Genomic DNA, 26,423 nt, shown 5'->3' with positions numbered 1-26,423 from the left:
GGAGTGAACCATGAGCTGGTCGATCGATATTGCGCCGCTCGTGCCCATGCCCTTGATCTGGGCAGCCGGGCTTGCCGCGCTGCTGCTCGTCGCCGTGCTGCTGTTCCGCAAGAGCCGCGGCGCGCTCTGGCGCGGCCTCGCCCTCGCCGCCCTCATCGCCGCGCTGCTGAACCCGACACTGCGCGAGGAAGAGCGCGAAAGCCTCGCCAACGTCGCCCTCGTCGTTTTGGACGAGAGCACGAGCCAGAACCTCGACAAGCGTCCCGATCAGAAAGCCGCCATCCGCAAGGATCTCGAAAAGCGCCTCGAAGGCATCAAGAACCTCGAAGTGAAGTGGGTCACGGCCGCCAAGCAGGACACCGCCGTTGGCCAGGGCACGCAGTTGTTCGCGGCCCTCACGCAGGCGCTCACGAGCACGCCGCCCGACCGCATCGCGGGCGTCATCTTCGTCACCGACGGGCAGGTGCACGACATTCCGAAATCGACCGCCGCCCTCGGCTTCGACGCACCCGTCCATGCCCTGCTCACGGGCACGCCGGAAGAATTCGACCGGCGCATCGAAACGCTGGAAGCGCCCCGCTACGGCATCGTCGGCCAGTCGCGCGACATCAAGATCGCCGTCCGCGAGAGCGGCAAATCGATGAGCGCCGGCAGCCCCGCCACGCTGAAGGTGCGCCGCGAAGGCCGCCCCGACGAAATCCGCACCACCGCCGTCGACCAGCCCGTCACGATCGAGATGCCGTTCCCGCACGCGGGCAACAACATCGTCGAGATCGAGCTTGAAACCGCACCGGGAGAGCTGACGCCCGCCAACAACCGCGTCGTGCTCGTGGCCGAAGGCGTGCGCGAGAACCTGCGCGTGCTGCTCGTCTCGGGCGAACCGCACGCGGGCGAGCGCACCTGGCGCAACCTGCTCAAGTCCGATGCCGCCGTCGATCTCGTCCACTTCACCATTCTGCGTCCGCCCGAGAAGCAGGACGGCACGCCGATCAACCAGCTCTCCCTGATCGCCTTCCCGACGAAGGAGCTGTTCTCGGACAAGATCAAGGATTTCGATCTCATCATCTTCGATCGCTACGAGCATCGCGGGATCCTGCAGCTCATCTACTACGACAACATCGCCCGCTACGTGGAAAGCCACGGCGGCGCAGTGCTCGTCGCGGCCGGCGACGACTACGCCGGCATGACGAGCCTCTACCGCACGCCGCTGTCGCCGATCCTGCCGGCCGCACCCACGGGCCGTGTTCTCGAAGAACCGTTCCGCGCCAAAATCACCGAGGAAGGCTTCCGCCATCCGGTGACGCAGGGCCTCACCGGCTCCAACGCGCTCCAGCCGTCTCGCGAAGCCACCTGGGGCCACTGGTTCCGGCAGGCCGAAGTCCGCCCCGATCGCGGCCGCGTCATCATGGAAGGCGCCAAGGACCAGCCCCTGCTCGTGCTCGACCGCAAGGGCAAGGGCCGCGTCGCGCTGCTGACGTCCGATCACGCCTGGCTCTGGGCGCGCGGTTACGAAGGCGGCGGCCCGCACACTGACTTGCTGCGCCGCCTGTCGCATTGGCTGATGAAGGAACCGGACCTCGAGGAGGAGCGTCTGATCGCGTCCGCCCGCGGCCTCAAGCTCACCATCGAGCGGCGCACGCTGGAAGATAAAGTTGCCCCCATCACGATGTCCGCGCCGGGCGGCGAACGTTCAGAGGTCACGCTCGAAAAGGATCGCCCGGGCGTCTGGAAGACGACGCTCGATGTCACGATCCCCGGCCTCTACAAGGTCGAAACGACGGCCACCTCGGGGCCGCTGACCGCCGTCGCGCATGCGGGCGTCGAGGATCCGCGCGAGATGAGCGAGGTCGTCGCCACCGACGCCAAGCTGAAACCGCTGATCGAGCAGACCGGAGGCGGCGTGTTCTGGACCCGCACCGACCGCGCCAGCGCGGGCGATGCCGTCACCGTGCCGCGCGTGAGCGTGATGTCCGGCGCGCGCGTGCTCGCGGGCTCGGGCTGGATGGGATTGCGTGACCGCGAAGCCTTCGTGACGAAAGGCGTCAAGCTGACGCCGATGTTCACCGGCGGCTTCGCCCTCGCCGTGCTGCTCGCGCTTCTCGCCATGGCCTGGTGGCGCGAAGGCCGGTAACGGGGTGCTTACACCTCAACCGTCACACCCGCTGAACCTTGCGTAGGCCCCGACCTGCGTCGGGGTGACGGTGCGTTCGCGCGGGTTGAGTTTGCGCGATTAGTTTGCCGGAGAAACTCCGTCATGCCAGCGAAGGCCGCTGACGTACTGGACGTCCGTCGCCTCGACCATCGCGTTGGTCCGGTACGCAACCACCACCTGTCATCCTAGGCCTTGTGCCTAGGATCCACTCATCCACGCGCGCGAAATTCAATCACCCGAGCGCAGGCGGGGCACCGGTGCTCTTCACGATCACGCGATAGCCAACGGCCTCGAGCTGCGCCAGCACCGCTTCGAGATGCGAACGATCCCGCGTCTCGATAACGAGGTTGAGCTCTGTGCCGCGCGCCGGCAGATCCGTGAACACGCGCTGGTGATAGACCTCGACGATGTTCGCGCCCGCTTCGCCCAGCACGCCCGACACGCGTGACAGCTCGCCGGGCCGGTCGGGGATATCGATCGTGAGACGCGAGAGCCGCCCCTCGCGCGCGAGTTCACGCGTCAGCACGCTCGCGAGCAGCCGCGGATCGATGTTGCCGCCGGTCAGCACCAGCCCAACCTTGCGGCCATGCCAGCGCTTGCGGTCGGCCATCAGCGCCGCGAGCCCCGCCGCGCCTGCGCCTTCCACCACTGTCTTCTCGATGATGAGCAGCGCGAACGTCGCCCGTTCGAGATCCGTTTCGCTGACGAGCACGATGTCGTCGACATACTGCCGCACGAGCCGCGCCGGAATGGCGCCCGGGTGCACGACCGCAATGCCCTCCGCCAGCGTGTCGCCGCGCGCCGGAAGTTGCGTGCCCTTGATCACGTTGTACATCGACGGATAAAGCGCCGCCTCGACGCCGATGATCTCGATGCTCGGCTTGATCGCCTTGGCCGCGACCGCGATGCCCGCGATCAGGCCGCCACCGCCCACCGGCACGATGATGACGTCGAGGTCCGGCACGGCTTCGAGCATCTCGAGCCCGACGGTCCCCTGCCCCGACACGACCAGCGCGTCGTCGTAAGGATGCACGAACACCAGTCCATGCTCCGCGCCGTACGCGTGTGCAAAGCGCGCCGAATCTTCGAGCGTCGCGCCTTCCAGGATCACACGCGCACCCCAGCGCTTCGTGTTCTCGGCTTTGACGGCCGGTGTCCCCTTGGGCATCACGATGGTCGCCGGAATGCCGAGCCGCCCCGCGTGATAGGAAACACCCTGTGCGTGGTTGCCGGCCGACATCGCGATCACGCCGCGGCGGCGCTCGTCCTCGCTCAGCGCCGACAGGCGCACCAGCGCGCCGCGCTCCTTGTAGGAGGCGGTAAACTGCAGGTTCTCGAACTTGAGCCAGATCTCCGCCCCCAGCTCATGGCTGAGCGAGAAACTCCGGTCGCAGGGCGTCTTGACCACCTGCCCCTCGATGAGGCGCGCGGCCCGCGCGATATCGTCCGGGGTCACGGTCGGAAGGGCGTCGTCGGCGGCAGCGGCCATTGGGTTCTTGCCTTGATGTTGTCCACGGGGCATTGACTGCGGGAGCGCGTGCTTCCGGAAACCTGGGACCGGTCATAGCGGTCGGCCAGAAGCACGACGAAAAGAGGCGCTGCCTCGATACACCGGATCGCAACCGAAAAAATAGGGGGGGCAGACGCATGGCCAACGTGGCATGGATCGGCTTGGGCGTCATGGGATACCCCATGGCGGGGCATCTGCAAGCGGCTGGCCATACGCTGACGGTCTACAACCGCAACGCGGCGAAGGCGGAAGCCTGGGTCGCCGCGCACGGCAAGGGAACGCACCGCGCCACGCCTGCCGAGGCAGCCCGCGACGCCGACCTCGTCTTCACCTGCGTCGGCAACGACGACGACCTGCGCCAGGTCACGACCGGGCCCGATGGCGCCTTCGCCGCCATGAAGCAAGGCGCAATCCTCATCGACCACACGACCGCCTCGGCGGGCGTTGCGCGCGAGCTTTACGCTGAGGCCCAGTCTCGCGGGCTTGCCTTCATCGACGCCCCCGTCTCCGGCGGCCAGGCGGGAGCCCAAAGCGGCAAGCTCACCGTCATGTGCGGCGGCGATGCGGACGCCTACGCGACGGCCGAACCCGCCATCCGCTCATTTGCGCGCGCCGTGCGCCTCATGGGGCCGGCAGGCTCCGGCCAGCTCACCAAGATGGTGAACCAGATCGCCATCGCAGGCCTCCTGCAGGGCCTCTCGGAAGCCATCGCCTTCGCCGAGAACGCGGGCCTCGATGTCGCCGCCGCCATCGACACCATTTCGAAGGGCGCCGCCCAGTCCTGGCAGATGGAAAACCGCTGGCAGACCATGCACGACCGGCGCTTCGATTTCGGCTTCGCCGTCGACTGGATGCGCAAGGACCTCGGCATCTGTCTCGAGGAAGCCCAGCGCAACGGCTCGAAACTTGATGTCGCCGCCCTCGTCGATGGCTACTACGGCGAAGTGCAGGAAGGCGGCGGCGGACGCTGGGACACGTCGAGCCTGATCGCGCGGCTGCCGTCGAACAAGCGGTGAGCCCGCGCACCGTCGTCACGAATTCTTCTCAAAACAGCGCCACCACTGTTGACCCCATGCGGGCGCGCCCCACAATCAAGCTATAGGTTGCAGCCATGCCGATCACGGCCCTCTATGCGTCGCTGCTGGCGTTCCTCTTCCTGCTGCTGACGGCGCGCGTCATTTCCCAGCGCCGCGAGGCGCGCGTCGAAATCGGCCACGGAGAGAGCCGCGAGCTGATGCGCCGCGCCCGCGTTCACGCCAATTTCGCCGAATACGTGCCGCTGGCGCTCGTGCTGCTGGCCGCAGCCGAAAGCCTCAAGGCGCCGGCCCTCGTGCTCCACGTCCTCGGCTTGGGGCTGGTGGCCGGGCGCTACATCCACGCCTATGGATTGTCGCAGAGCCCGCACAACTTCCGGCTTCGCGTGCTCGGCATGTGGCTGACGCTCATCGCCATCGCGCTGCTGGCCACGCTCTGCCTCGCACTCGCCAGCCTCGACCTGATCGTGTGAGCGGCGGCGCGGAAGCGCTAGCCGCTCTTGCGCTTGTCCGACTGCGGGCGCGCAAACGTCAACGGCAGCGCCGTCGTGTGCTTGATCTCTTCCATCGCGAAAGCGGACGACACCTTGGCGATCTCCACCTGCGAGATCAGCTTCTTGTAGAACACGTCGTAGGCGGCGATGTCCGGCACGGCGACGCGCAACAGATAGTCCACGTCGCCCGACATGCGGTAGAACTCGACGACCTCCGGAAACTCCGCCACCGCGCCGTGGAAGCGCTCGAGCCAGGCCAGGCTGTGCTTGTCGGTCTTGATCGAAATAAAAACGGTGACCCCGGCGTTCACTTTCATCGGGTCGAGAACGGCCACGCGCCGTTGAATGACGCCAAGCTCTTCGAGCTTCTGGATGCGCCGCCAGCACGGCGTCGTCGACAATCCCACTTCCTTGCCGATTTCCGCGACGGGGCGCGTGCAATCCTGCTGCAGGATGGCGAGAATTTTGACGTCCATTTCGTCGAGCATGCGCGACCGGCCGGAGGATGATTTTTCTATTTTTTTCGCCGAACCAAGATCATTTTTTCGCACGCCGCGGTCAAGCAATTTGTGCGGGGCAAATTTTCATCTTTAGGCGAGGAAACACCCGTCCGCGGCGGTCCACGGGCCTTCAGATGTCGGCTGTAAGACCGTCATGCGCGATGGAGACACGCTCGTGCGTCATGGACGCCTGATTGGCGAGCGCTTCCGGGCCGAGATGGGTCAGCATGACCCGCTTCGCCGAAATACGGGGCAGGTTGGCCTCGATCGTGCGCCAATTGAGGTGGAAGCGCGCCTCGCGCTCGTAGGCAAAGCACTCGCAGATGAAGAGATCTGCACCCTCGGAAAGCGGCACGAGCCCCTCCACCCATTCGGTATCGCCCGAAAACGCCAGCGTCTTGCCGTCGACATCGAACCGCAGCCCGTAGGAGGTCGCCCCCGACGGGTGGCTGACCACGAACGGCTTGACCGTCACGCCCCCCTCCGACAGCGGCACGAAATCCTCGTAGGTACGGAACACGAGGTGGAACGGCCGGTTGCAGGCTGACGTCCCCGGGAAAAGCGCTTCGGTCGCCGTGACGTAGCGCTCCTGAATGCCGGCAGGCCCCACAACCGTGAGGGGAGCCTCGCGCTTGGCCACGTGCACCGCGTGAATCATCCACCAGATCAGGCCGGCGAAATGATCCCCGTGCAGATGACTGACGAAAATCGTAGAAATAGAATTCGGATCAATGCCTTGCCGCTCAAGCCCGATGAGCGCGGTGGCCCCGCAGTCGATCAGAAACGCGCCGTTTGCATGGGCCACGTGAAAGCACGTCTGGAGGCGCCCGCCAGAACCGAACGCGTCGCTCGATCCGATAATTGAAAGCTTCATGCCCGCTCCCGGACGCGCCACGGCCAAATAATCGTGCACCATGCAGCCTACACTGCTTCGGCACCTGTTCCCGAGGGAACAGACGGCCCCGCAGCCGGGCATCGCGGTAAACACAACATTAGCGAATTCTGGGGACATTAGCGGCGGGCAAACCCACGCCTAACACTCCCGGTCGGCTCGCAACAGGGGTTTCCACTGTCGCGCCGGCAAGGCAAAGCGGCGGTTGCGGCCCACACGGCGGAGCATGGATAAAGAAACCCGTTCGCAGATACTTACGGAACTCCGAAGCCGTCACGCCGCCCGCAAGCGCGCCGATGAGGACGTGAAAGCCGCGCGCGATCGCCTGACGCGTGGAACCGAGATCAAGCCGGAGTTCGAATACGAGCTCATGGGGCTCTTCGCCCGCAACGAGCTGAGCGCCGCCGTCACCATCTGGGCCTTGGCTGCAATTTTCTCGCTCGCCTCGATGTTCTGGGCGCCCTGGGCGCAAGGCTGCCTCTGGCTGATCCTCGTCATCGGCTCGAAGGTCGCGCTGCTCGAACTCTGCCGCCGCTACGTCGCCAACGCGCGCCCCGACGGAGACCTCCGCCGCTGGCGGCGCATGTTCATTCTCGCCGAATTGTTCTGCGGCATCGTCTGGGCGGGCTTCGCCCTCGTCGGCATCGGTGAGACCGAGCCGACCTTTCAGACGGCCGTGTTCTCGTCGCACGTCTTCATTTTTGCCTCCCTCATCGTGCTGCTCGCAGTGCGCATGACGTTCACGTCGCCGATGATGAGCCTGCTCTACGTCGGCACCATCCCGATGACGATCGCCGTCTCCGCGCGCCTGATCATGTTGCACGAGCCGTTCTACTACGCGCTCGCGACGATGGCGGTCGGCGTTCACATCTACTTCGTGTTTCTCGCCAAGGGCCTCCAGCAGACCACGCTGCAGATGCTGGCCTTCCGCGCCCAGAAGGACATCCTGATCGCCGAGCTGGACGAAGAACGCCTCGTCAGCGAAGAGGCGCGCCGCCGCGCCGAGGCCGGCAGCAAGGCAAAATCGCGCTTCCTCGCCACGATGAGCCACGAGCTACGCACGCCCCTGAACGCCATCCTCGGCTTCTCGGAAGTGATGAAGGACGAGATGTTCGGCCCGCACACGACGCCCGTCTATCGCGAGTACGCGAAAGACGTCTACGACAGCGGCCGCCACCTGCTTCAGCTCATCAACGAGATCCTCGATCTCTCGCGCATCGAGGCCGGCCGCTACGACCTCGTCGAGGAGCGCGCGCATCTCGGCGACATCGCGCAGGATTGCCAGCGCCTCCTGATGCTGCGCTCCAACGCCAAGGGCCTCAACGTCAGCGTCGCCATCGCCAACGATCTCCCGCAGGTCTGGATCGATGTGCGCGCCATGCGCCAGATCTGCCTCAACCTGCTGTCGAACGCGATCAAGTTCACGCCCAAGGGCGGCAGCATCGTGCTCACCGTCGCCCCGACGCCCGAGGGCGGGCAGTATCTCGCCGTCCGCGACACCGGCCCCGGCATCCCAGAGGACGAGATCCCGCGCGTGATGCAGGCGTTCGGACAGGGCTCGCTGGCCCACGAGTCGGCCGAAGGCGGCACCGGCCTCGGCCTGCCGATCGTCAAGAGCCTGATCGAGCTGCACGACGGTACGTTCGACCTTGCCTCCGAGCTGCGCAAAGGCACCGAAGTGCGCGTCACGCTGCCTCCGAAGCGCGTGCTGGCCAGCGTCTCCCCGCTGCAGCCGCTCGGCGCCGAACGCCATCGTCAGGCAACCCCACCGCCGAACCGCCAGCCGCGTCTGCGGATGGCTGCCTCCCAGGGTGGGACGGTTGCTCCGCCGCCGCCGTCGCGGCCCCCGCGCGTGGCGTAGAGCGGCCCCCGCGCGACGTAATGCGTGTTCTGCTTGCCCCGATGCGCCCTACTAGCCCCAACCCGGGCCTGTTTTGCCGCGGCCCGGCGCCTTGAGGGAGCCCACCGGACCCCCTAGATTGCCGTCTGCTCTCGACCTCAAAACTCCACGACGCCCGAGATCCAATGGAAACGCCTTGCATCGCCGTCTGCATTTTGAGCCCCACGGATGGCCTGTGCGAAGGGTGCCGCCGCTCGCGCCATGAGATCGCCCGCTGGTCGTCGTACAGCGACAGCGAGCGGCGCGCGATCATGCAGGACCTGAAAACCCGCGGCCCCCCAACCCGCACGACACGGTAGCCCCGCACAACAAGGTCGCAATGCTCGCCATTCTCCTCGCCATCCTCGTCGGACTCGTCGTGCTCTTCTGGACCCTCAGTGGCAATCCAGGCGAGCTTTCCGCCGTCGCGAGCGAGAACGCCGGCTACATCGCAGGCGTCCTGGCCCTGGGCGTGTTGTATTTCGTAGCCCTGAGCGGCGACTACCAGGGACGGGCGCGGGACGCCATCCGTCACGCCCTGATCTGGATCGGCGTCGCCGGCGCCCTCGTCGTCGCTTACACCTACCGTGAGGACCTGAAGACGGTCGCCAACCGTGTCGCGGGTGAAGTCCTGCCGCCGGGACACTCGATCCTCGTCGACACGACGCCAACCGGCGAGCAGGCCGTCCGCCTCCGCCGCCAGGACAACGGCCACTTCGTCGCCCGCGCCGCCGCCAACGGCACCAGCATGTCGATGCTGGTCGACACCGGCGCCTCGACCGTCGTCCTAACCCCCACGGACGCCGAGCGCGCGGGCATCGACACCGCCTCGCTCGCCTTCACCACCCCCGTATCGACCGCCAACGGCACCACCTTCGCCGCGCCCGTGCGCCTGAAATCCGTGTCTGTCGGCCCCCTGGAGGTCCGGGACGTCGAGGCCCTGGTGGCCAAGCCCGGCGCGCTCAGCGAAAATCTGCTCGGTATGAGTTTCTTAAAGCGTTTGCGCTCCTATGAGTTTTCCGGCGACTTCCTGACGTTGCGCGGCTGACGCCTTTCGTGCGCCGCCCGCTGCCAGCCTGAGCCCCGGAACTGGTCTTACGGCGCCGCCTGCGGGCGAGCCCAGACGTGGAGCGTTGCGTTCATGGCCCTATCGTCCGGCACGCGGTCGTTGTTCGGCGAGCTTGCAAGCTGGGGCGCCGCCGCCGCCATCCTGATCGTCGGCATCGTCCACTACGACAGCTTCCGCAGCGGCCTGAACCAGTTTCTCGGCATCGCCGACCTGCCCTCCGCCGCCGGCCCCGAAACAGCCAAAGCATCGGCCGAAACCACCCCGGTTTCCCATAGCGGACGCGAAGAGCTGCGCGCCCAGCAGGACGGCCATTACTACGCCCGCGCCGAGGTCAACGGCCGCCTCCTCGACGTGATGGTCGACACCGGCGCCTCGATGGTTGCATTGACCTACGAAGACGCCGAGCGCGCCGGCCTGAGCCTCAGGCCCTCGGATTTTACGGGCCGCGTCAGCACCGCCAACGGCACGGCCGCGGTCGCCCCCGTCACGCTGGACCGCGTCAGCATCGGCCACGTCCAGGTCCGCAATGTCCGCGCCGCCGTCTGCGAGCGCGGAAAGCTCGAAAAGACCCTGCTCGGAATGAGCTTCCTCTCCAAGCTGGAGCGCGTCGACATCAATCAGGGCCGCCTGACCCTGATCGAGTGACGCGGCACCACCTGCCACCCTCGTGAACATTTTCTGACCTGTCGCGTTAACCGCGGGTCCGCAAGACACGGGGCGCCCCGGAGCGCCACGTATCGGCTGGCGTCATCATCGTGCATAATGAGCGCAGCATACGGACAACATTCCCGCCGCCCCGGTTTTTGCCGTATTCCCGCCCCATGAGCCGCCAGCGGGCGCCAGATGTCTCCCGCGAAAGTCGCCCGCCCTTACCGTCAAAAGGCCCCCTGAATGTTTCCCAAACCCCGCGCCGATCTCGTCCCCAACACCGCCGACTTCGAACGCCTGCCGCTAGTGAAGCCGACCGGCTTCCGCGAATACGATGCGCGCTGGCTGTTCCCCCAAGAGATCAACCTGATGGGGCTCAACGCCATCGGCCTCGGGCTTGCCGCCCTGTTCGATGAGCGCGGCGTGAAGAAGCGCATCGTCGTCGGCCATGACTACCGCTGGTATTCGGGCTCCGTGAAGCAGGCGCTGATCAACGGGCTGCTCGCGGGCGGCTTCGAGGTGCACGACATCGGCCTCGCGCTCTCGCCGATGGCCTACTTCGCCCAGTTTGAGCTCGAGGTCGAAGGCGTCGCGATGGTGACGGCCTCGCACAACGACAACGGCTGGACGGGTATCAAGATGGGCCTGTCGCGCCCGCTCACCTTCGGCCCCGACGAGATGGGCCGCCTCAAGGAGATCGTGCTGGCGGGCGGTTTCAAGACCGGCTCAGCCGGCCGCTACATCCTCGTTCCCGATCTCGCCGAACGCTACATGAAGGACCTCACGAAGCGCGCGCCCTTCAAACGCAAGATGAAGGTGGTCGCCGCGTGCGGCAACGGCACGGCGGGCGCGTTCGCTCCGCAGGTGCTCGAAGCCGTGGGCCTCGAAGTCGTGCCGCTCGATGCCGAGCTGGACCACAGCTTCCCGCGCTACAATCCCAACCCCGAAGACATGAAGATGCTGCACGCCATCGCGGAAGCAGTGGTGAAGCACAAGGCCGACGTCGGCCTCGGCTTCGACGGCGACGGCGACCGCTGCGGCGTGGTCGACAATGAAGGCCACGAGATCTTCGCCGACACCGTCGGCGTCATGCTCGCCCGTGACCTCGCCACGCAGTACAAGAACCCGGTGTTCGTCGCCGACGTGAAGTCGACCGGCCTCTTCATGACCGATCCCGTCCTGCAGTCGTCGGGCGCGAAGGCGCTCTACTGGAAGACCGGCCACTCGTACATGAAGCGCTACACCTTCGAGCAGAAGGCGCTCGCAGGCTTCGAAAAGAGCGGACACTTCTTCTTCCAGCCGCCGCTCGGCCGCGGCTACGACGACGGCCTCGTCGCCGCTCTCGCAGTTTGCGACATGCTCGAACGCGCCGAAGGCAAGACGATTGCCGACCTGCGCCGCGCGCTGCCGAAGACCTATCAGTCGCCCACCATGTCGCCGCACTGCGACGACGAAAAGAAGTACGGCATCGTCGACAAGGTCGTGGCCGATTACGAAGCCATCGCCAAGGCGGGCGGCACGATCGCGGGCCAGACGATCCGCGATCTCGTCACCGTCAACGGCGTGCGCGTCACGCTCGCCGATGGAACATGGGGCCTCGTGCGCGCCTCCTCGAACAAGCCGGAACTCGTGATCGTGGTCGAGAGCCCGGTCTCGGAAGCAAACAAGATCGCCATGTTCCGCGATATCGAAGCGCGCCTCGCCAAGTTCCCGGAAGTCGGCGAGTACAATCAGAAGATCTGACGCGGCCTCATCGGCATGTCTGGATCCCGGCCTCCGCCGGGATGACGCCGTGGTTGGCGACTTGTCCGTCCACTTATTCCGTCATCCCGACGAAGGTCAGGGTCCAGACACGCCAGAGCCGTTCTGACGTTGGTTGAATCACGAAGCCACTTTAGATCAGCGTCATCAGAAGCCGCGTCGCCACCAGCGAGAGAAACACCGCGAACGCCAGCTCGAGCTTGCGGCGTGACAACCCGTGCGCCACCCGCACGCCGAGCGGCGCGGCGAGCACGCTCAGCGGAATGATGATGGCCGCGCCGAGCAGGCTGACGTAGCCGAGCGACGCCGCCGGCAGCTCCGGATTGCCCCACCCCGCCCAGATGTAGCCGATGAGCCCCGGCACGGCGATGAACGGCCCGAAGCCGCTCGACGTCGCCACCGCCTTCAGGATCGACCAGCCGCACAACGTGAACATCGACACGAGGAACATGCCGCCGCCAATGCTCATCAGCGTCGAGAGAACCCCGATCACGAACGCCGCGATCCTGACGGCCGCGTTGTTCGGCACGTCGTCCGCCAGCCGCCACTCCTCACGGCCGAAGAACATCTTGAGCGCGAGCAGATACGCGCACACGATCCAGACCCACTTGAGCTCTTTGCCGCTGACGAGCGATACGAGCCCGATCCCCACGAGCACGCCGGCAACGACGAATGGCACTAGCCGCCGCAGAACGTCCATATCGACGGCGCCGCGCTTCAAATGCCCGCGGAACGACGAGATTGCCGTCGGCACGATGACAGCGAACGATGTGCCGAGCACGAGCTGCATGCGAACGTCGTCCGGCACGTCGAGAAACGTGAACACATCGTAGAGCACCGGCACAAGAATGCCGCCGCCGCCGATGCCGAGCAGCCCTGCCAGAAATCCCGTCAGCAGCCCGCCGGCCAGGAGGGCCAGCACGAGCCAGAGAAGCGTGCCGTCGGCAAGATTGAGCGCCATCGAACTTGGACCTGGACCCTGACCCTACTCCGCCGCCTGCGCGTCTTCGGCTCGGCCCGCGCGTTCGCCCGCGCGTCCCTGTGCGATTGCGATCGCATCGACCAGCACATCGAGCCCCGGCCCCTCGCCCACGCCATGCTCCGACAGGTAGCGACGGAACTGCCGCGCGCGCGGCTGGCCGTGATAGATCCCAAGCACATGGCGCGTGATGGAATTGAGCCGCCCCCCGGCCGCAATGTGCCGCGCCACATACGGAACCAACCGCTCCAGCACCTCGCCGCGCGAGAGCGGCGGCGCATCCGAATTGAAAAACGCGGTGTCGACGCCTGCCAGAACATACGGCGTCTGATACGCCGCGCGCCCCAGCATCACACCGTCGACGTGCTGCAGATGCTCAGCGCTTGCTTCCAGCGTCTCGATGCCGCCATTGAGCACGATGGTGAGTTCGGGCCGCGCGGCCTTGAGCCGGTAGACGCGCGCATAATCGAGCGGCGGAATCTCGCGGTTTTCCTTCGGCGAGAGCCCGTTCAGCCAGGCCTTGCGCGCGTGCACGATGAACGTCGTCACGCCCGCGCCTGCCACCGTTTCGATGAAGCGCGTGAAATCCGTTTCGCTGTCCTGGTCGTCGATGCCGATCCGGCACTTGACTGTCACCGGGATCGAGACGCGCGCCGCCATTCGCGCAACGCATGCGGCGACGAGATCCGGCTCCGCCATCAGGCACGCGCCGAACCGGCCCTCCTGCACGCGCGACGACGGACAGCCGACGTTGAGATTGATTTCGTCGTAGCCGAACGCCTCGCCGATCGCAGCCGCGTCGGCAAGCTTGGCGGCATCCGACCCGCCGAGCTGCAGCGCGAGCGGATGCTCCTCCGCGCCGAACCCGAGCAACCGGTCGCGCTCGCCGTGGATCACGGCCTCCGCCGTCACCATCTCCGTATAGAGGCGCGCATGCCGCGACATCTGGCGGTGGAAGAACCGGCAATGCCGGTCCGTCCAATCCATCATGGGTGCCACACAGAACCTATGTGATTGAGATTGCACGTATTTTCCTATATGCTTCAAAAGCATGAAGGGTGAACATGCTCACGGTTGTTCGCATGTGTTCTCACCTTCCATCAGGTGTTTTTGGCTCCCTTGCTCACGAATTGCTCACGTGAGCACGGCGTGAGCAACAGCCGGATGCACTGCCAATGCATCCAATCAGGAATTGGACGGACAGCCATGGCAACCATCGTCAAGCTACCCTCCGGCAACTGGCGGGCACAACTACGCCACCACGGCAAATCGGTATCCAAGACCTTTAGGCTTAAATCTCAAGCCGAGCGATGGGCCACAGAGCAGCAGGACCGCGTCGGCCGGGGAGAAACGCCCACCACGCGGGATTCTGTCAAAACTGACACCATCGGCGAACTCATCAAGCTGCACTTGGACGACATGGCCGAGGTCGGCAAGGCCGCCCAGCGCAGCAAGGAACACGCCCTGCTTCGCCTTCAGGATGACCGCGACGTGGGCAAGGTCCGGGTTTCCCACTTCACCCGCGAGCGCGTGATTGAGTTCGGCCGCCGCCGTGCCAAGGAAGGCGCCGGGCCATCCACCCTCTCAATAGACCTCAGCTTCATCGGCACGGTGCTTGGACACGCCTCCGCCATCTATGGCCACAAGGTTCCTACCGAAGACCTCCGGCTCGGCCGTGCCGCGCTCCTCCGCCTGGGCCTCGTCGGCAATGCAGCCGAGCGCGACCGCCGCCCCACGACCGACGAGCTTTCCCGCTTGCTCTCGTTCTTTCGCTTCCAGCCCCGGCTCGTCATCCCCATGGAGCGCATCGTGAAGTTCGCCGTGGCAACTTCCATGCGGCAGGAAGAAATCACACGCATCCTATTCGATGACTTTGATGGTGAAGCCGCCACCGTCCTCATCCGGCAGCGCAAGCATCCGCGCGACAAGGCAAGCAACAACCAGTACGTTCCGCTGGTGGCCGACACTGGCTTCGACGCCGTGGCCCTCATCAAAGAGCAAGCAGAACGGGTGTCGCCGAAGGGCTCCATTTTCCCTTACTGCGCGCGTTCAATCGGCGCCGCATTCCGGCGAGCCTGCATAGAGTTGCGAATTGAAGACCTGCATTTCCATGATCTACGCCACGAAGGCATCAGCCGATTGTTCGAGGCGGATTGGGATATTCCACAGGTGGCCTCAGTGTCGGGCCACAAGGATTGGAAGATGCTCCAACGCTACACGCATCTTCGGCCCAGCTACATTGCAAGCCGAGCCAATCGACGCAAGGCGCTTTGAAGATAGCGCGCCCCCTCGACAGCAAGATGGTCGAGAATCCGAGTGGCGGTCATGCTATGCGGGGCATGCGGACAATAAACGGGGTGCAACATTGAAGTACGACGTATATGGAGGCTTCGAACTCGCGCGTAGGAACAATCGGCTAGGAAGTTACGAGAAAACGTTCTGGACACAGGTGGACGAAGCAAAAGATGGCCTCTCTCGCGCGTGCGGGTGCTACGTTTTTGCGATGAAGAACGGCTCAAACCTTAAGCCATGGTACGTCGGCAAAGCAGAGCGCCAACCATTTTACAAAGAGTGCTTCTCACCAGCTAAACGTCTCATTTTCAATGAGGTTCTCATTGAACGCAATGGAACCCCCCTGCTCTTCTTCCTTCCTCGAGTGACTCCCAAACGCAAACTTTGCAAACCAACGGTGTGGAAACTTGCAGACATCGAGTTCCTAGAGACGATGCTCATAGGCATTGCCCTTGAGCAAAACGCGGATCTGGCCAACATCCAAAAGACCAAGATGCTGCGCGAAATGTGCGTTCCCGGCGTTATAAATAGCCCACAAGCTGCTCCGACCCTGCCCGTCCGAGACTTGCGAAACGCGCTTGGCCTCTCCGTCTAACGATAGAAATTGGAGCCGACGTGATCTCTCACGTCGGCTCTGACGCAATGGTTCACACGCCAAACCGGATTGAACCCCTGCGCAATCTCATGTGGCCGCTTGCGGCTGTGGCCAGCCCACGTTGCGCCATGTAGCCAACTCCCCTTCCGGCCCTTCCAGCGCAGCAATGCGCTGTTGCAAGGCCAGCCGACGACCGGCGGCAACCTGCACGTCGGCCTGCGCTTCACGAAAAGCCTTATGACAACCGCTGTCAGGGGCATCGGCGCGCATGCTCAGCATCTCGTCCACCCGCAGCAGGCAATCAAACCAGTCCCGTTCCGCCTGCTTCTCCAAAGCCCGAAGTTCCCTTAGTGACGCCATCTGAATCTCCTTTGTGTTCTTGCTTTGTTCTATTTGGCAAAATGAAGGGAGTCCAGTTTGAATCCGGCGCTTTCCACCGGTGCGGGACACACACCACACATTAGGGGTTCCCACCTCAACCTCCCCTCGTGTCCAACTTTGGACGAGCCCACCGCGTTCTTTCGTTCCGAAACCTGCACGCTGACGTCAGCGGCACGGTGAAGGTGGCGGGCACGGGCAACGAGATTGTGATGGCGGTTCGCTCGGCACCATCCGCTTCAACCCCGTGACCGGCGCGCCGCAGATTTGCGTGCAGCGATAGCGCGTGCCCTCAAGCTAATAGATGCGAGAGGTCCGTTTCGGCGGCGATGAGATGCGGTTGCGTGCGAAGCCTCTCTGCTAGCTTTGCAGAATTCCGCACGGCAAATCGCATCACGTCTCGCGGCGATAGTAGCCCTGACGTCGACAGATGCCGCAACACCATGCTCGCAACCGCTTTACGCGCATCAGCAGAGAGCGGCTTGTCGACATCAATCAGCAGAAGCTCGATGGCCGCGATTGTCGACGAGCGAAGGTCACTCTCCGTAGCCAGTGCGGCAAACGATGGATTGTCTGTGGTAGCTACGACCGCGTCGAGCGCTTGCGTCGTCAAAATCTGAAAGGGCAAGTCGCCATCCATCACTGCAGAGAGTATTGAGCGGCAATAGCAATCTTTCAAGGCTCGCGTCGACGCAACGGTGAAAGCCCCATCCGCCTCATACCCAGCGACGGAAGAGCCGCATATTTGCGTAGAACGGTAGCAAGGCTAGCTACGATACTTCCACTCAAACAACCTGCCGCCTGGATCCGCATACTTCTGTTTGTTCGCTGCACAGTGCGCGCGCACATTATCGAGCCATTTATCATACCAGACCCATGCGTTTTTATAGTCGCCTTCCCGCCCGTACCCTTTTGAAGGATTCTTGGCGTCCTCCGCCTGCCACAACTCTGTGTGGTCGTGTATCCGAAAGCGCGGGAAGCCTTCCTCTTGCATCTTCGTGACAATCTGGCTGGGCGTGTAGCGCGCTTTATCTACCTCCTTCAGCAGAACGCGACTGATCTCCTTCGCTTCATCGCTTCCAGCTTTAACAAACTCGACGGCTAAGTCCGAGTTGGACGCCTTGCTACCTACCTTCGGCACAAAGGCAACGCGATAGGCAAAGCGGGGGTCTGCTTGTTGATCGGCAGTCAGTCCGCCGTGAAAGTGCTCCATCATCGTTTCGACGTGTTTCGGCAGGTTCGCAGGCTTAAGGTTCTCCCGCTGGTCCGCGCTAAATGTTACGAACTGCAGGGCGATAGGCAGTCGATGTTCTAGCCCGAACTGGGTGCCAAACAGGGCTTTGATGGCGTCGTTGAAATTGATGCAAGCAGCTTGAAGCTTCGAACTTACCGCGTTGTCTATGCGGCTTGTCGAGCGGTGCTCAATCTCATGCCGAAGCTCGATGAGAAAATCCAGGTTGCTTTTTACCTCTATCTCCAATGGACATTTTTGATGCCGCAAGCAGAAGCCCAAGTCCCAATGACAGTCGGCACCATGCTTCGTTTTCTTAACGTCGCCATTCTTCTCCTTGTAAGTGTAATCGATGCCCTCGCGTTTAAACCAGGCGTGTAGCAGGTATGTCCAAGCGATGATGGATGTCACGATGAAAAGCTCGGCACGAAACGTGAGACCGGCCGCATTGAAAATATGAACGGCGCCGATCATGGCTTCACGAGCTTTGATCAGCAATTCATCTCCTCGCAGGCTCAGCCCGCTTGCGGGGTCAATGTCCGGCCAGTTTAACAAGAACTCGTCAAGCTCCTCTTCGCTGGCAGCCACCACATCAGCGTGCAGTTCACCGTTGCGGATTTCTCCAATTTCACGGTGGTTCACCGATCGCGACGGGCGTGAGAAGTACGGCAGAATATCTTGGTCGTTGATATCTTTCGTTCGGGCCTGCATTGCCTTGATTAGGGCGGCCTCCCAAGCCTCAAGCTTCCCTTTTCTCCGTGGCGGCACGTTCTGGTCCCCCCTGAGCGAACACTATCGCTTCGAAGATATGCGTAGCACGAAGCTCATCTCTACTCTTTCAAGCTCATATCTGCTCATATCTGTGGGAAGAGGTAGAAGAGATTGGAAACAATGCTGGGTGCCCATTTCCAGCAACAACCCAGCAGTTTCTAGCGACCAATCTTCGACTGCGGGAACTCCCCGCACATAGCGGCACTCCATCGATCAACGACGCTGCCTAAGCCGTAAGCAATCATCTGCGGCCACATCTTCATCCCCGCGCGCCTACGTGTCAGCGTGTGGATGTGAAGACAATCGTACTCCTCTCGCAGAAAGGTGGTTCCGGCAAAACCACGCTCTCGCTCAATATGGCCATTGCCGCCGCCAACGCCAAGCTTTCCACGGTGGTCATCGATCTCGACCCGCAGCAAAGCGCGTCAAGGTGGGCACGCATACGCAACGACGACAACCCCGTGATCATCAGCGGCCACGCGCCCAACCTCGCAGCCCTCCTTAACCAAGCGCGCGACGGCGGTGCCGACATCGCCATCATTGATACGGCGCCGAAATCCGAAAGCGCCTCTCTTACTGCCGCCAAGGCGGCAGACCTCATCCTCATCCCCTGCCAGCCATCCAGCCTCGACCTCGATGCCGTAGCGGACAGCGTGAACATCGCAAAGCTGTCCGGCCGACCGGCAGCGTTCGTGCTCAACGGTTGCAAGGCAGGCAGCTCCCTAACCGAGATGGCAGCCGAGGCCCTTGGCGATTATGGCCTCACCATAGCGCCGGTTCGCATCGGCAACCGCGTCGCCTTCATCAAGTCGCTCACCGAGGGCAAGGGCGTCGTGGAATACGAACCGTCCGGCCGTTCCGCCCAAGAAATCCGACAACTCTTCACGCATGCACGCAAGCTCGTTGCGTTGAAGCGATGAAGACCTGATGTCGTGAAAACATGAAGGAGTGAAGACATGAAGCAACAAAACAAACTCCGCGAAGCCATGCGCGGCTTGCAGACGACCGCCGAACAGCCAGCAGCGCAGGGCGCCGAAACCGCACAACCACCAACATGGAAAACGCGGCCGACACCTTCAACGCGCGTAAACCGGCGCGCCGTAACGGTCTGGATCAGCCCAGAAGCCTACCGCCAGCTTCACCTTATCGGATTGGACACAGACGCCTCGGTTCAGGACATGGGCGTTGAGGCCGTGAACGATTTCTTCCGTAAGCACAACAAAAGCGCCGTGGCCTGATGCTGCAAGGCGAGATACGCGACGCCGACCTGCTTGCCGAACTTGACGCGGCCCTCGACACCGCAGGCTTTGCGTTCAAGAAAATGGAGCTGGCGCAGAAACAAGCCGCGCGCGACAAGCTTTCCGGCCTCTCCCGCGACGCCCGCCGACGCGAAGTTGTGCGGCGGAACCTCGCCGAAACTCCTAACGATACCGAAGACCTTCGGCACATCCATTCGGTGCTGGCGATGTGCGGACTGCCTTACAGCCGCCAACCGTTGGCCGTCCGCGAATACGAACGCAAGCAAGGCCGCATGTCGCTTGTCGTGGAAGCGGGCAAACTGCGCGACCCTGACGGCAACCGCATCGAGCAACCACTGCCGTTCGGCCCCAAGGCACGCCTGCTCCTGATGCACCTCTGTTCCGAAGCCATCCGCCAAAAAGGCCCGACCATTGAAGTTGCAGATAGCCTCACCGGCTTCATCCGCGACATGGGCTTTCCAGTCACCGGCGGCACGAAGGGAACGCTGCGAGCGTTCAAGGAACAAATCAACGCACTGGCTGCGTGCAAGCTGAGCGTCGGCATGTGGGACGGTCGTCACGCCGTCGAGTATCAGGGAATGCCGTTTTCCAAAATCGACGTGTGGTTGCCGACCAGCCCCGACCAAATGATGCTCTGGCCGTCCACGCTCACGTTCAGCATGGACTTCTACACCACGCTGGCCAAGCACGCGCTGCCGATCCGCGCCGAAGCTGTGCGCGCGTTTGCGGGTTCGGCCCGCAAGCTGGATATGTATTTCTGGTTCAACTACCGGCTCCACCGGCTCAAGGAGCCGACCACGCTGTCATGGAACGCACTTGCCGATCAGTTCGGCGGCGGCTTCGACCGCCAACGCGCGTTTAAGGCACAGTTCGCCGACGACCTGAATGACATCAAGGATGTGTTCCCAAAACTGCCTGTGAAGCTCACCGACGAAGGCATGGAGTTATCACCGGCTGGCCCTGACCTCCTCGCCCTTCCCCCGATGCGCAAAGGTAAGTGACCGCTTACGCAGAATTGCTGGCGCCCTGTGAATAACTCACCACCAAACATTCAAGCACTTAGCAGGGCGCCTACGCAGAATTGGTGGCGACCCTACGCAGAATTGCTGGCGCTCAACCCGCCTCGCTACGCAGAATTGCTGGCGCCTTTACGCAGAATTGGTGGCGCCCTCTATATAGAACAGAACACTTCAGAACACTCTCTCCAGAACACTTCCCAGAATTTTCAGAACACAAGCGCGAGCGAATGTTTTTTTGAAGAAGTCTGAGAAGGGGAGCGTTTTGGTTCTCGTTACGGCAACCAGCCATTCGCCGTTTTAGACGCTCGCCTCCCGGCGGCCACCTCTCCCTTTCGTTCTGTGCCGTAAAATGCTCTAGCGCTCGTTGTGAGGCGCTCACGCGCCGCTTTGACGCGGAGGGACGATGCCGCCGCGGATGACCTGTGGACCTACAGGCTAAGCAAGCCCATGGCAGACGATGACATCACCGCACTGCTCACAAAGAAATCGTTGACTCGCTCCACACAGTTAATACTCTGACGGCGTGCAGAAAGTCGGATATTAAGGGTCTAGTTTCATCACCTACACGTTGAGTGGCATGCGGCCAATTTAGGCCGTGGCGGGGGCCGTAATGCGTCTTATTGCAAGTGTCCTGGCGACTATTGTCGCCATCGCCACCGTTCCATGCGTTGCGCAGCAACATATTCCCCAAGACGACATCGGACAGGTGCGCAAGCGCTTTGAAGCTCCCGACACACCACTTTCGCAGCCCCGCGCAGGTTTCATTCAGATCCAGCCAGGCGAAGAACCCACCGGCGCCGCAGAAGCCGGCATTCTTGTCCGGGCCTTCTCGATCACAGGCAGCAGCGTCTACAGCAAAGCCACGCTTGAGGCGGAATTGTCCGACCTAACCGGACGCCCCATCACCGTTGCAGACCTCTATGTCGCCGTCCAACGCATTACCGCTCTTTACGGCAACGACGGATACGTCCTTTCGCGAGCTATACTTCCGCCGCAAGAACTGGACGAAGATGGCGCACACGTCAACATCACGGTCATCGAGGGCTACGTAGACCGGGTGCGGTGGCCCATCCACATTGAATCGCACCGCAATGTCTTCAATCACTATGCGGAATCCATCACACGGGATCGCCCCGTCAATATCAAGACCATCGAACGGTATCTGCTGCTGGCGAACGACCTGCCCGGCCTGGAACTCACTTCGACACTAACCCCTTCACCCACGCAATCCGGCGCCGCGACGTTGGTCGTTGACGCGAAATCGAAACCCATCGATGCAGTGGCGACGATCGACAACCGGGGCAGCGAGGGCAGAGGCCCAGTGCAGTATGTGCTCCAGGGAACGGCCAACAACGCTTTTGGGCTGAACGAATCCATAGGCGTCACTTATGCCAGCGTTCCTGATGCCGACGAACTCACCTATATCGCGCTGGACGCGGCCGCCGTCTTGAACGGTGAAGGGTTGCGCCTCGCATTTTCCGCCTACCACAGCGACGGTGTGCCCGGCCTCAATGACCTGCAGGAACTCCGCTTCGCCAGCAACAGCCAGGGCGTCCGTGCCGCACTTAGCTATCCGCTCATCCGCACACGCGAAGAAAACCTCGCCGTTTCGGGAACGCTCTTTGCCGACGACGTTTCCTCCGACCTGCTCGGTGCACCCAATTCACGTGACCATGTGCGGGGCATCAGGGCCGCCGTGGTCTATGACCGCGCCGACGAATTCGCGGGCGTGAGTTTGCTGTCCCTGACCGTAAGCCAAGGTTTGGACATCCTGGGCAGCAGCGGGAACCAGAACCCCCTTGCCACGCGCGCCCATGGACAAGCCGATTTCAGCAAGCTTGAGGGTACAGTCTCCCGCCTTCAGGGCCTTCCGGGCGGTTTGTCTTTGTTGGGCTCGCTTGAATGGCAGTATGCCTTTGATCCCTTGCTTTCATCCGAAGAATGCACTTATGGCGGCTTGCGCATAGGCCGTGCGTTTGATCCCGCCTATCTGACAGGTGACAGCTGCGTTGCCGCGCTACTGGAGATCCGCGTAGAACCGTCTTTGCTCACCGGCCACGGCATTCAAACTCAGCTCTATGCCTTCACGGATTACGGCTACGTTCACCGCATTGCCCCGGCCGCTGGAGGCGACGCATCAGACAATGCCGCATCCCTAGGAACAGGTCTTCGCTTCAGGCTACCTCATGGCGCCGAAGCAAGTTTTGAAGCCGCCCGCGCGATCGTCGGCGTTGACGACGGATGGCGCGGATTTTTCAGCGTGACAGCACGGTACTGAGGCACACCATGGTCGCATCTCCTTGTGCAAGAGCATCCGCCGCGGCCATTGTCCTTCTGGCTGCATCCCCGGCCACGAGCAATCCCAACGCCGCGGACGTGGTTGCTGGAAAAGTCTCCATCGAGCAAAGCGGGTCCAAGCTCAACGTCTTCCAGCAAACCGACAAGGCCATCATCAACTGGCAAAGCTTCAACATCGCCCCCAACGAACACACCCAGTTCCACCAGCCCAGCGCGTCCTCCATCGCGCTCAATCGCATCACCGGCACCCAAAAGCCGTCGCAGATTTTCGGACAGCTCTCGGCCAACGGCCGCATTCTCATCATCAACCCGGATGGCGTGCTGTTCGGCCCGGGTTCCCGCGTTGACGTGGCAGGCCTTGTCGTTACCACCAGCGATATCCGTAACGAGGATTTCCTCGGCGGCCGCTACCTATTCAACATACCCGGCAACCCGAACGCCTCCATAGTCAACCTCGGTACAATCTCCGTTACCGAGCATGGCATCGCCGCGCTGGTAGCACCGGCCGTCCGCAATGCCGGAACTGTTTCGGCGCGTCTCGGAAAGGTCAGCCTTGCAAGCGGAAGCCGGTTCACGCTCGACCTTTACGGCGACAACCTGATCAATCTGGCCGTCGGTGATGAAATCACCCACGCGGTTGTGGATGTGGGCACGGGAAGACCTGTTGCCGACCTCGTTACGAATACCGGGAAGATCAGCGCCGATGGCGGTACGGTCGCATTGTCCGCCGCCACGGCGCGGGTTGCGGTGGACAGCGTCATCAACAACAGGGGCATTATTGAAGCCCGCACCATAGCCCGCAGCAAGGGTAAGATCATCCTTGGAGCGCAAACCGCCACTTCGAAAACGGCTGGTGCTCCGAAGCAGCACGTCAACGTGTCGGGCGTGCTCGATGCATCCGGAAGGGGCGAAGGGGATAGCGGTGGCAGCGTTCTCGTACTGGGCGAAGACATTACTCTCGCCGGTACGTTGATAGACGCCTCAGGGCATTCCGGTGGCGGAAAGGTCCTTGTCGGTGGCGACTATGGCGGCGGGACGCTCACGCCCGCGCGAATGACGTTGGAAGCTGATGCCGTTCCGACCGCGTATTCCGTACGCGTGGACAAGGACAGCATTATCGATGTGTCAGCGTTGCAAAGCGGTGATGGCGGTAAAGCCGTCGCCTGGGCTGACCACGACATGACGTTCAGCGGCACTATGTACGGCCGTGGCGGTGTTCAGGGTGGAAATGGCGGGTTTGCTGAGGTGTCGGGCCTTTCTTCCCTCGTGTTTTCTGGCATCCGCGCCGATCTCTCCGCTCCCTACGGCAATAACGGCCTCATCCTTTTCGATCCCGCCACGCCGGTGACGATTAACGCCACCATGGCCCAGGATTTTTCCAACATCCTCAACAGCAACACCGACGTTGAATATGAAAGCGCCGGAGCCATCACCCTCGCCGCCAACATCCTCCGCACAGCGGGCAACGACCAGGTGCAATTCAAATTGGTGTCGGAAGGAAGCATCACCGTCCTCCCCGGCATCACCATCGGGTCATCGGCCGGGCCGCTCGACGTGCATTTCCGGGCAGGAACCCTCGACAGCTGCGTCGCTGTACTCTGCGATGCCGCGGTGACTTTTGGAACTGGCGCCCGCATCTACACTGCGGGCGGCGCAGCGACGATGATCCAGGGCACCAGCTATTTCACCGAAACTCAAACGTATGCCACCTACGAGCAGGCGGAAGCACAATGGGAACTCTGGTGGGATGACGACCCTACATTCGGGATTGGATTTGGCGAATTTGACTCGGTAACGAACACCATCTCACGCACCGGCCTGCGAAAGGAGCATATGCCGAGCAGCGTTGTATCCACCGGTCCGTTGCCCGGCATATCAGTTGACTACGAGGGCAATACGATCCCGCTGACCTTCAACCAGCTTGTTCAACTCAGTAAAGGTTTGGATATTCCTCCACCACAACTGCTCGACATTGCCAGATCCTTGGATGGCACTGACATTACGCCGTCAACCTATCTTGTTGTCCTTGGGAACCCTACCCCCACGCCCCAAAATAAGAATAAATACCTCGTTGGCGGCACCGGCACACTCAATGACCCCTACGTTATAAACTTTGATGCTGCGGATATTCGTGGAGTATTTATCGACTTAGCGACAGACGCCATTATTCGAAAAATACTGAATCCAGCGCGAATGTCCCAAATACAAGATTTTCTTCCAATACCAAACGCCAAGAAAGAAGCAAGAAAGGAACTCATTCGAGACATCGTGAATAACGGTGAGTATTTTCTAGACACTACGACCGGCGTGCGTTACAAAGTTGACAATGGGTATATTTATGAAATCGACCCCAACGGCAAGGTCATTTGCTCTGCTAATTGCGCTTAGCTCTAGCACCGCGGCATCTCCGGGGCATTCGGACGAAATCCAAAAAAGACGGTTTCACGGTCTGAATTACACAATTGCAGAATGCATCAATAATGTGGAAGACGTGGTTTGGAACGAATTCATTGTGCCAGTCCTACCCGACCGCGATTTAATTGACGATCTGACACACCTCATCAGTATAGCTGCCGAAGCCAGCGCCACCCGCACGTCCTGTAATGTCCATCCAAGAGAAGCCGTCCGCGCTGAGTTTATCAGACGTATGGGCACTAGGCTGAAAGCTGTTGATCGAACAGACATACCTCTTCCCCTCGCCTCCGACACTCCTAAACCAGCGCCAGATAGCCGGTATGTTCGCGAGGGGCTTAACCAACAAATGGATGACCGATCTATGGCCGGACCACTCTACTGACAGTCGCTCACGTTCACTGATTACTGCCCTCCAGCAAGGTTCACCGAAATAGCCGCATCGAGCCATCACCATTCCGCTAATCCAGCTGCCGCGTAGGCAGCGTCACCACTCGGGTTAGTAACGGACAGTAGTACCGGGTGTGCCGGTCATCGCTGAAGAGCATCACAACAAAATGCCCGTTACCGAAAAGAGGATTGCGGATGTTGGCAATCGCCAACCGCCACAATACGTGTCCTCCCCTGCGTCGAGTACCGGCATATGTTCTGCGGCATGTTTCGACAGCCGCTCATGGCAGGTGCCAAGCTTAGGAATCGCATTGAGCTCGGCGCCCAGCACCTCCTAGCGCATACGTGTACGCCCACGCGATCGCGCTGACCAACGCCATTAGTTCCCTTCACTTGATACAAGTACGCCGTAACGCCGCAAATCAGGCGGGCAAGCGATGACGACGGCGGACGACGACACGGCCCGAAGGCCGGGGAGGAGGACGACGGTGGCAGAGCGCCGCCTGTTCGTGTCGGCACCGTCGTTTATTAGCAATGTTAGGCACGTGGCGGCGGATTTTTGCGCGCTCCGTGACGCTGGCACAAATCCGCCTGCCAACGGGCCGCGCGTGAAGAAGCTAAGACGTTCTTCTTCTGCCGCCTTGCCGATGGCCCCATACCGCCCAGCGAAGCCGCCGAAACATCCCGCGCGCAAGCTGAACACCGCGCCAAACGGCAAAGCACCAAGCAAGCGCGCCGGACACAGCGAGAAACGTCACCGTGCCGCTCATGGTCTGCCCGGCAACGCCGCCAGACTTCGTCCAACATCAGCTGCGCGTTCCGCACGCTTGCCATGACGTAGCTTCGAGCAAGCACTAGCA

At 62.3% G+C, this 26,423-nt stretch carries 23 protein-coding genes; 15 read left to right on the top strand and 8 right to left on the bottom strand.

What is annotated here, in order from left to right; all coding sequences use genetic code 11:
* The first annotated feature begins 10 nt into the window (after nucleotides 1-10).
* On the top strand, nucleotides 11-2,131 hold the full coding sequence (locus tag K2Y42_RS00420; RefSeq protein ID WP_291147270.1) for a hypothetical protein: 2,121 nt from the start codon (nucleotides 11-13) through the stop codon (nucleotides 2,129-2,131).
* Nucleotides 2,132-2,384: 253 nt separating this feature from the next.
* On the opposite strand, the gene K2Y42_RS00415 is transcribed toward K2Y42_RS00420, so the two are convergent.
* Nucleotides 2,385-3,641 carry a threonine ammonia-lyase gene (locus tag K2Y42_RS00415; protein ID WP_291147267.1) on the bottom strand — a complete coding sequence of 419 codons (1,257 nt, stop codon included), beginning with the start codon at nucleotides 3,639-3,641 and terminating at the stop codon, nucleotides 2,385-2,387.
* Nucleotides 3,642-3,799: 158 nt separating this feature from the next.
* Here K2Y42_RS00415 and K2Y42_RS00410 point away from each other — a divergent pair, with 158 nt between their 5' ends.
* Together K2Y42_RS00410 and K2Y42_RS00405 are read left to right on the top strand one after the other, a co-directional pair.
* Nucleotides 3,800-4,678: an NAD(P)-dependent oxidoreductase gene (locus K2Y42_RS00410; RefSeq protein ID WP_291147264.1), complete on the top strand. Its 879-nt coding sequence runs from the start codon at nucleotides 3,800-3,802 to the stop codon at nucleotides 4,676-4,678.
* Between the two features lie 95 nt (nucleotides 4,679-4,773).
* Nucleotides 4,774-5,169, top strand: a complete 396-nt coding sequence (locus K2Y42_RS00405) for an MAPEG family protein (RefSeq protein ID WP_291147261.1) — start codon at nucleotides 4,774-4,776, stop codon at nucleotides 5,167-5,169.
* Nucleotides 5,170-5,186: 17 nt separating this feature from the next.
* On the opposite strand, the gene K2Y42_RS00400 is transcribed toward K2Y42_RS00405, so the two are convergent.
* Nucleotides 5,187-5,678, bottom strand: coding sequence for an Lrp/AsnC family transcriptional regulator (locus K2Y42_RS00400; protein WP_291147258.1), 492 nt, complete (start codon nucleotides 5,676-5,678; stop codon nucleotides 5,187-5,189).
* A 142-nt stretch (nucleotides 5,679-5,820) separates the two neighbouring features.
* Entirely contained in the window at nucleotides 5,821-6,564 is a 744-nt protein-coding gene (locus K2Y42_RS00395) for an MBL fold metallo-hydrolase (RefSeq protein ID WP_291147255.1), read from the bottom strand.
* Nucleotides 6,565-6,808: 244 nt separating this feature from the next.
* Between K2Y42_RS00395 and K2Y42_RS00390 the strand changes: the two genes are divergently transcribed.
* From K2Y42_RS00390 to K2Y42_RS00370, 5 genes are all read left to right on the top strand, one after another.
* A complete protein-coding gene (locus K2Y42_RS00390; protein ID WP_291147252.1) occupies nucleotides 6,809-8,443 on the top strand; it encodes an ATP-binding protein in 1,635 nt (544 codons plus the stop codon).
* A 164-nt stretch (nucleotides 8,444-8,607) separates the two neighbouring features.
* Nucleotides 8,608-8,781 (top strand): DUF1289 domain-containing protein, encoded by a 174-nt coding sequence (locus tag K2Y42_RS00385; protein ID WP_291147250.1) that lies wholly within the window; start codon nucleotides 8,608-8,610, stop codon nucleotides 8,779-8,781.
* Between the two features lie 20 nt (nucleotides 8,782-8,801).
* Nucleotides 8,802-9,509, top strand: a complete 708-nt coding sequence (locus K2Y42_RS00380) for a TIGR02281 family clan AA aspartic protease (protein ID WP_291147248.1) — start codon at nucleotides 8,802-8,804, stop codon at nucleotides 9,507-9,509.
* A gap of 93 nt (nucleotides 9,510-9,602) precedes the next feature.
* Nucleotides 9,603-10,175 (top strand): TIGR02281 family clan AA aspartic protease, encoded by a 573-nt coding sequence (locus K2Y42_RS00375; RefSeq protein ID WP_291147246.1) that lies wholly within the window; start codon nucleotides 9,603-9,605, stop codon nucleotides 10,173-10,175.
* 246 nt (nucleotides 10,176-10,421) lie between these two features.
* Nucleotides 10,422-11,921 (top strand): phosphomannomutase/phosphoglucomutase, encoded by a 1,500-nt coding sequence (locus K2Y42_RS00370; RefSeq protein WP_291147244.1) that lies wholly within the window; start codon nucleotides 10,422-10,424, stop codon nucleotides 11,919-11,921.
* 151 nt (nucleotides 11,922-12,072) lie between these two features.
* Here K2Y42_RS00370 and K2Y42_RS00365 read toward each other — a convergent pair whose 3' ends face one another.
* Nucleotides 12,073-12,900, bottom strand: coding sequence for a sulfite exporter TauE/SafE family protein (locus tag K2Y42_RS00365; protein ID WP_291147241.1), 828 nt, complete (start codon nucleotides 12,898-12,900; stop codon nucleotides 12,073-12,075).
* 24 nt (nucleotides 12,901-12,924) lie between these two features.
* Nucleotides 12,925-13,971, bottom strand: coding sequence for a tRNA dihydrouridine(20/20a) synthase DusA (gene dusA, locus K2Y42_RS00360; protein ID WP_291147238.1), 1,047 nt, complete (start codon nucleotides 13,969-13,971; stop codon nucleotides 12,925-12,927).
* Nucleotides 13,972-14,124: 153 nt separating this feature from the next.
* On the opposite strand from dusA, the gene K2Y42_RS00355 reads away from it, so the two are divergent.
* Nucleotides 14,125-15,192 carry a site-specific integrase gene (locus K2Y42_RS00355; RefSeq protein WP_291147234.1) on the top strand — a complete coding sequence of 356 codons (1,068 nt, stop codon included), beginning with the start codon at nucleotides 14,125-14,127 and terminating at the stop codon, nucleotides 15,190-15,192.
* Nucleotides 15,193-15,367: 175 nt separating this feature from the next.
* Nucleotides 15,368-15,805 carry a hypothetical protein gene (locus K2Y42_RS00350; protein WP_291147231.1) on the top strand — a complete coding sequence of 146 codons (438 nt, stop codon included), beginning with the start codon at nucleotides 15,368-15,370 and terminating at the stop codon, nucleotides 15,803-15,805.
* An 87-nt stretch (nucleotides 15,806-15,892) separates the two neighbouring features.
* On the opposite strand, the gene K2Y42_RS00345 is transcribed toward K2Y42_RS00350, so the two are convergent.
* From K2Y42_RS00345 to K2Y42_RS00335, 3 genes are all read right to left on the bottom strand, one after another.
* On the bottom strand, nucleotides 15,893-16,165 hold the full coding sequence (locus tag K2Y42_RS00345; RefSeq protein ID WP_291147228.1) for a hypothetical protein: 273 nt from the start codon (nucleotides 16,163-16,165) through the stop codon (nucleotides 15,893-15,895).
* Nucleotides 16,166-16,475: 310 nt separating this feature from the next.
* Nucleotides 16,476-16,811 (bottom strand): hypothetical protein, encoded by a 336-nt coding sequence (locus K2Y42_RS00340; protein ID WP_291147226.1) that lies wholly within the window; start codon nucleotides 16,809-16,811, stop codon nucleotides 16,476-16,478.
* A gap of 138 nt (nucleotides 16,812-16,949) precedes the next feature.
* Entirely contained in the window at nucleotides 16,950-18,182 is a 1,233-nt protein-coding gene (locus tag K2Y42_RS00335; protein ID WP_291147223.1) for a DUF3644 domain-containing protein, read from the bottom strand.
* A 290-nt stretch (nucleotides 18,183-18,472) separates the two neighbouring features.
* Here K2Y42_RS00335 and parA point away from each other — a divergent pair, with 290 nt between their 5' ends.
* The 5 genes from parA (at nucleotide 18,473) to K2Y42_RS00310 (ending at nucleotide 25,149) form a co-directional block, all read left to right on the top strand.
* Nucleotides 18,473-19,105 carry a ParA family partition ATPase gene (gene parA / locus K2Y42_RS00330; RefSeq protein WP_291147220.1) on the top strand — a complete coding sequence of 211 codons (633 nt, stop codon included), beginning with the start codon at nucleotides 18,473-18,475 and terminating at the stop codon, nucleotides 19,103-19,105.
* A 36-nt stretch (nucleotides 19,106-19,141) separates the two neighbouring features.
* On the top strand, nucleotides 19,142-19,423 hold the full coding sequence (locus K2Y42_RS00325; protein WP_291147217.1) for a ribbon-helix-helix domain-containing protein: 282 nt from the start codon (nucleotides 19,142-19,144) through the stop codon (nucleotides 19,421-19,423).
* On the top strand, nucleotides 19,423-20,445 hold the full coding sequence (locus K2Y42_RS00320) for a replication protein RepA (protein ID WP_291147214.1): 1,023 nt from the start codon (nucleotides 19,423-19,425) through the stop codon (nucleotides 20,443-20,445). Before K2Y42_RS00325 ends, K2Y42_RS00320 begins: the two co-directional genes overlap by 1 nt.
* Before the next feature lie 628 nt (nucleotides 20,446-21,073).
* Nucleotides 21,074-22,741: a ShlB/FhaC/HecB family hemolysin secretion/activation protein gene (locus K2Y42_RS00315; RefSeq protein WP_291147211.1), complete on the top strand. Its 1,668-nt coding sequence runs from the start codon at nucleotides 21,074-21,076 to the stop codon at nucleotides 22,739-22,741.
* Nucleotides 22,742-22,749: 8 nt separating this feature from the next.
* A complete protein-coding gene (locus K2Y42_RS00310) occupies nucleotides 22,750-25,149 on the top strand; it encodes a filamentous hemagglutinin N-terminal domain-containing protein (protein ID WP_291147208.1) in 2,400 nt (799 codons plus the stop codon).
* Nucleotides 25,150-26,423: the final 1,274 nt, after the last annotated feature.

This window comes from Hyphomicrobium sp. (assembly GCF_019744875.1).
Lineage (GTDB): Bacteria > Pseudomonadota > Alphaproteobacteria > Rhizobiales > Hyphomicrobiaceae > Hyphomicrobium_C.
This window is presented reverse-complemented; position numbering and strand designations above follow the sequence as displayed.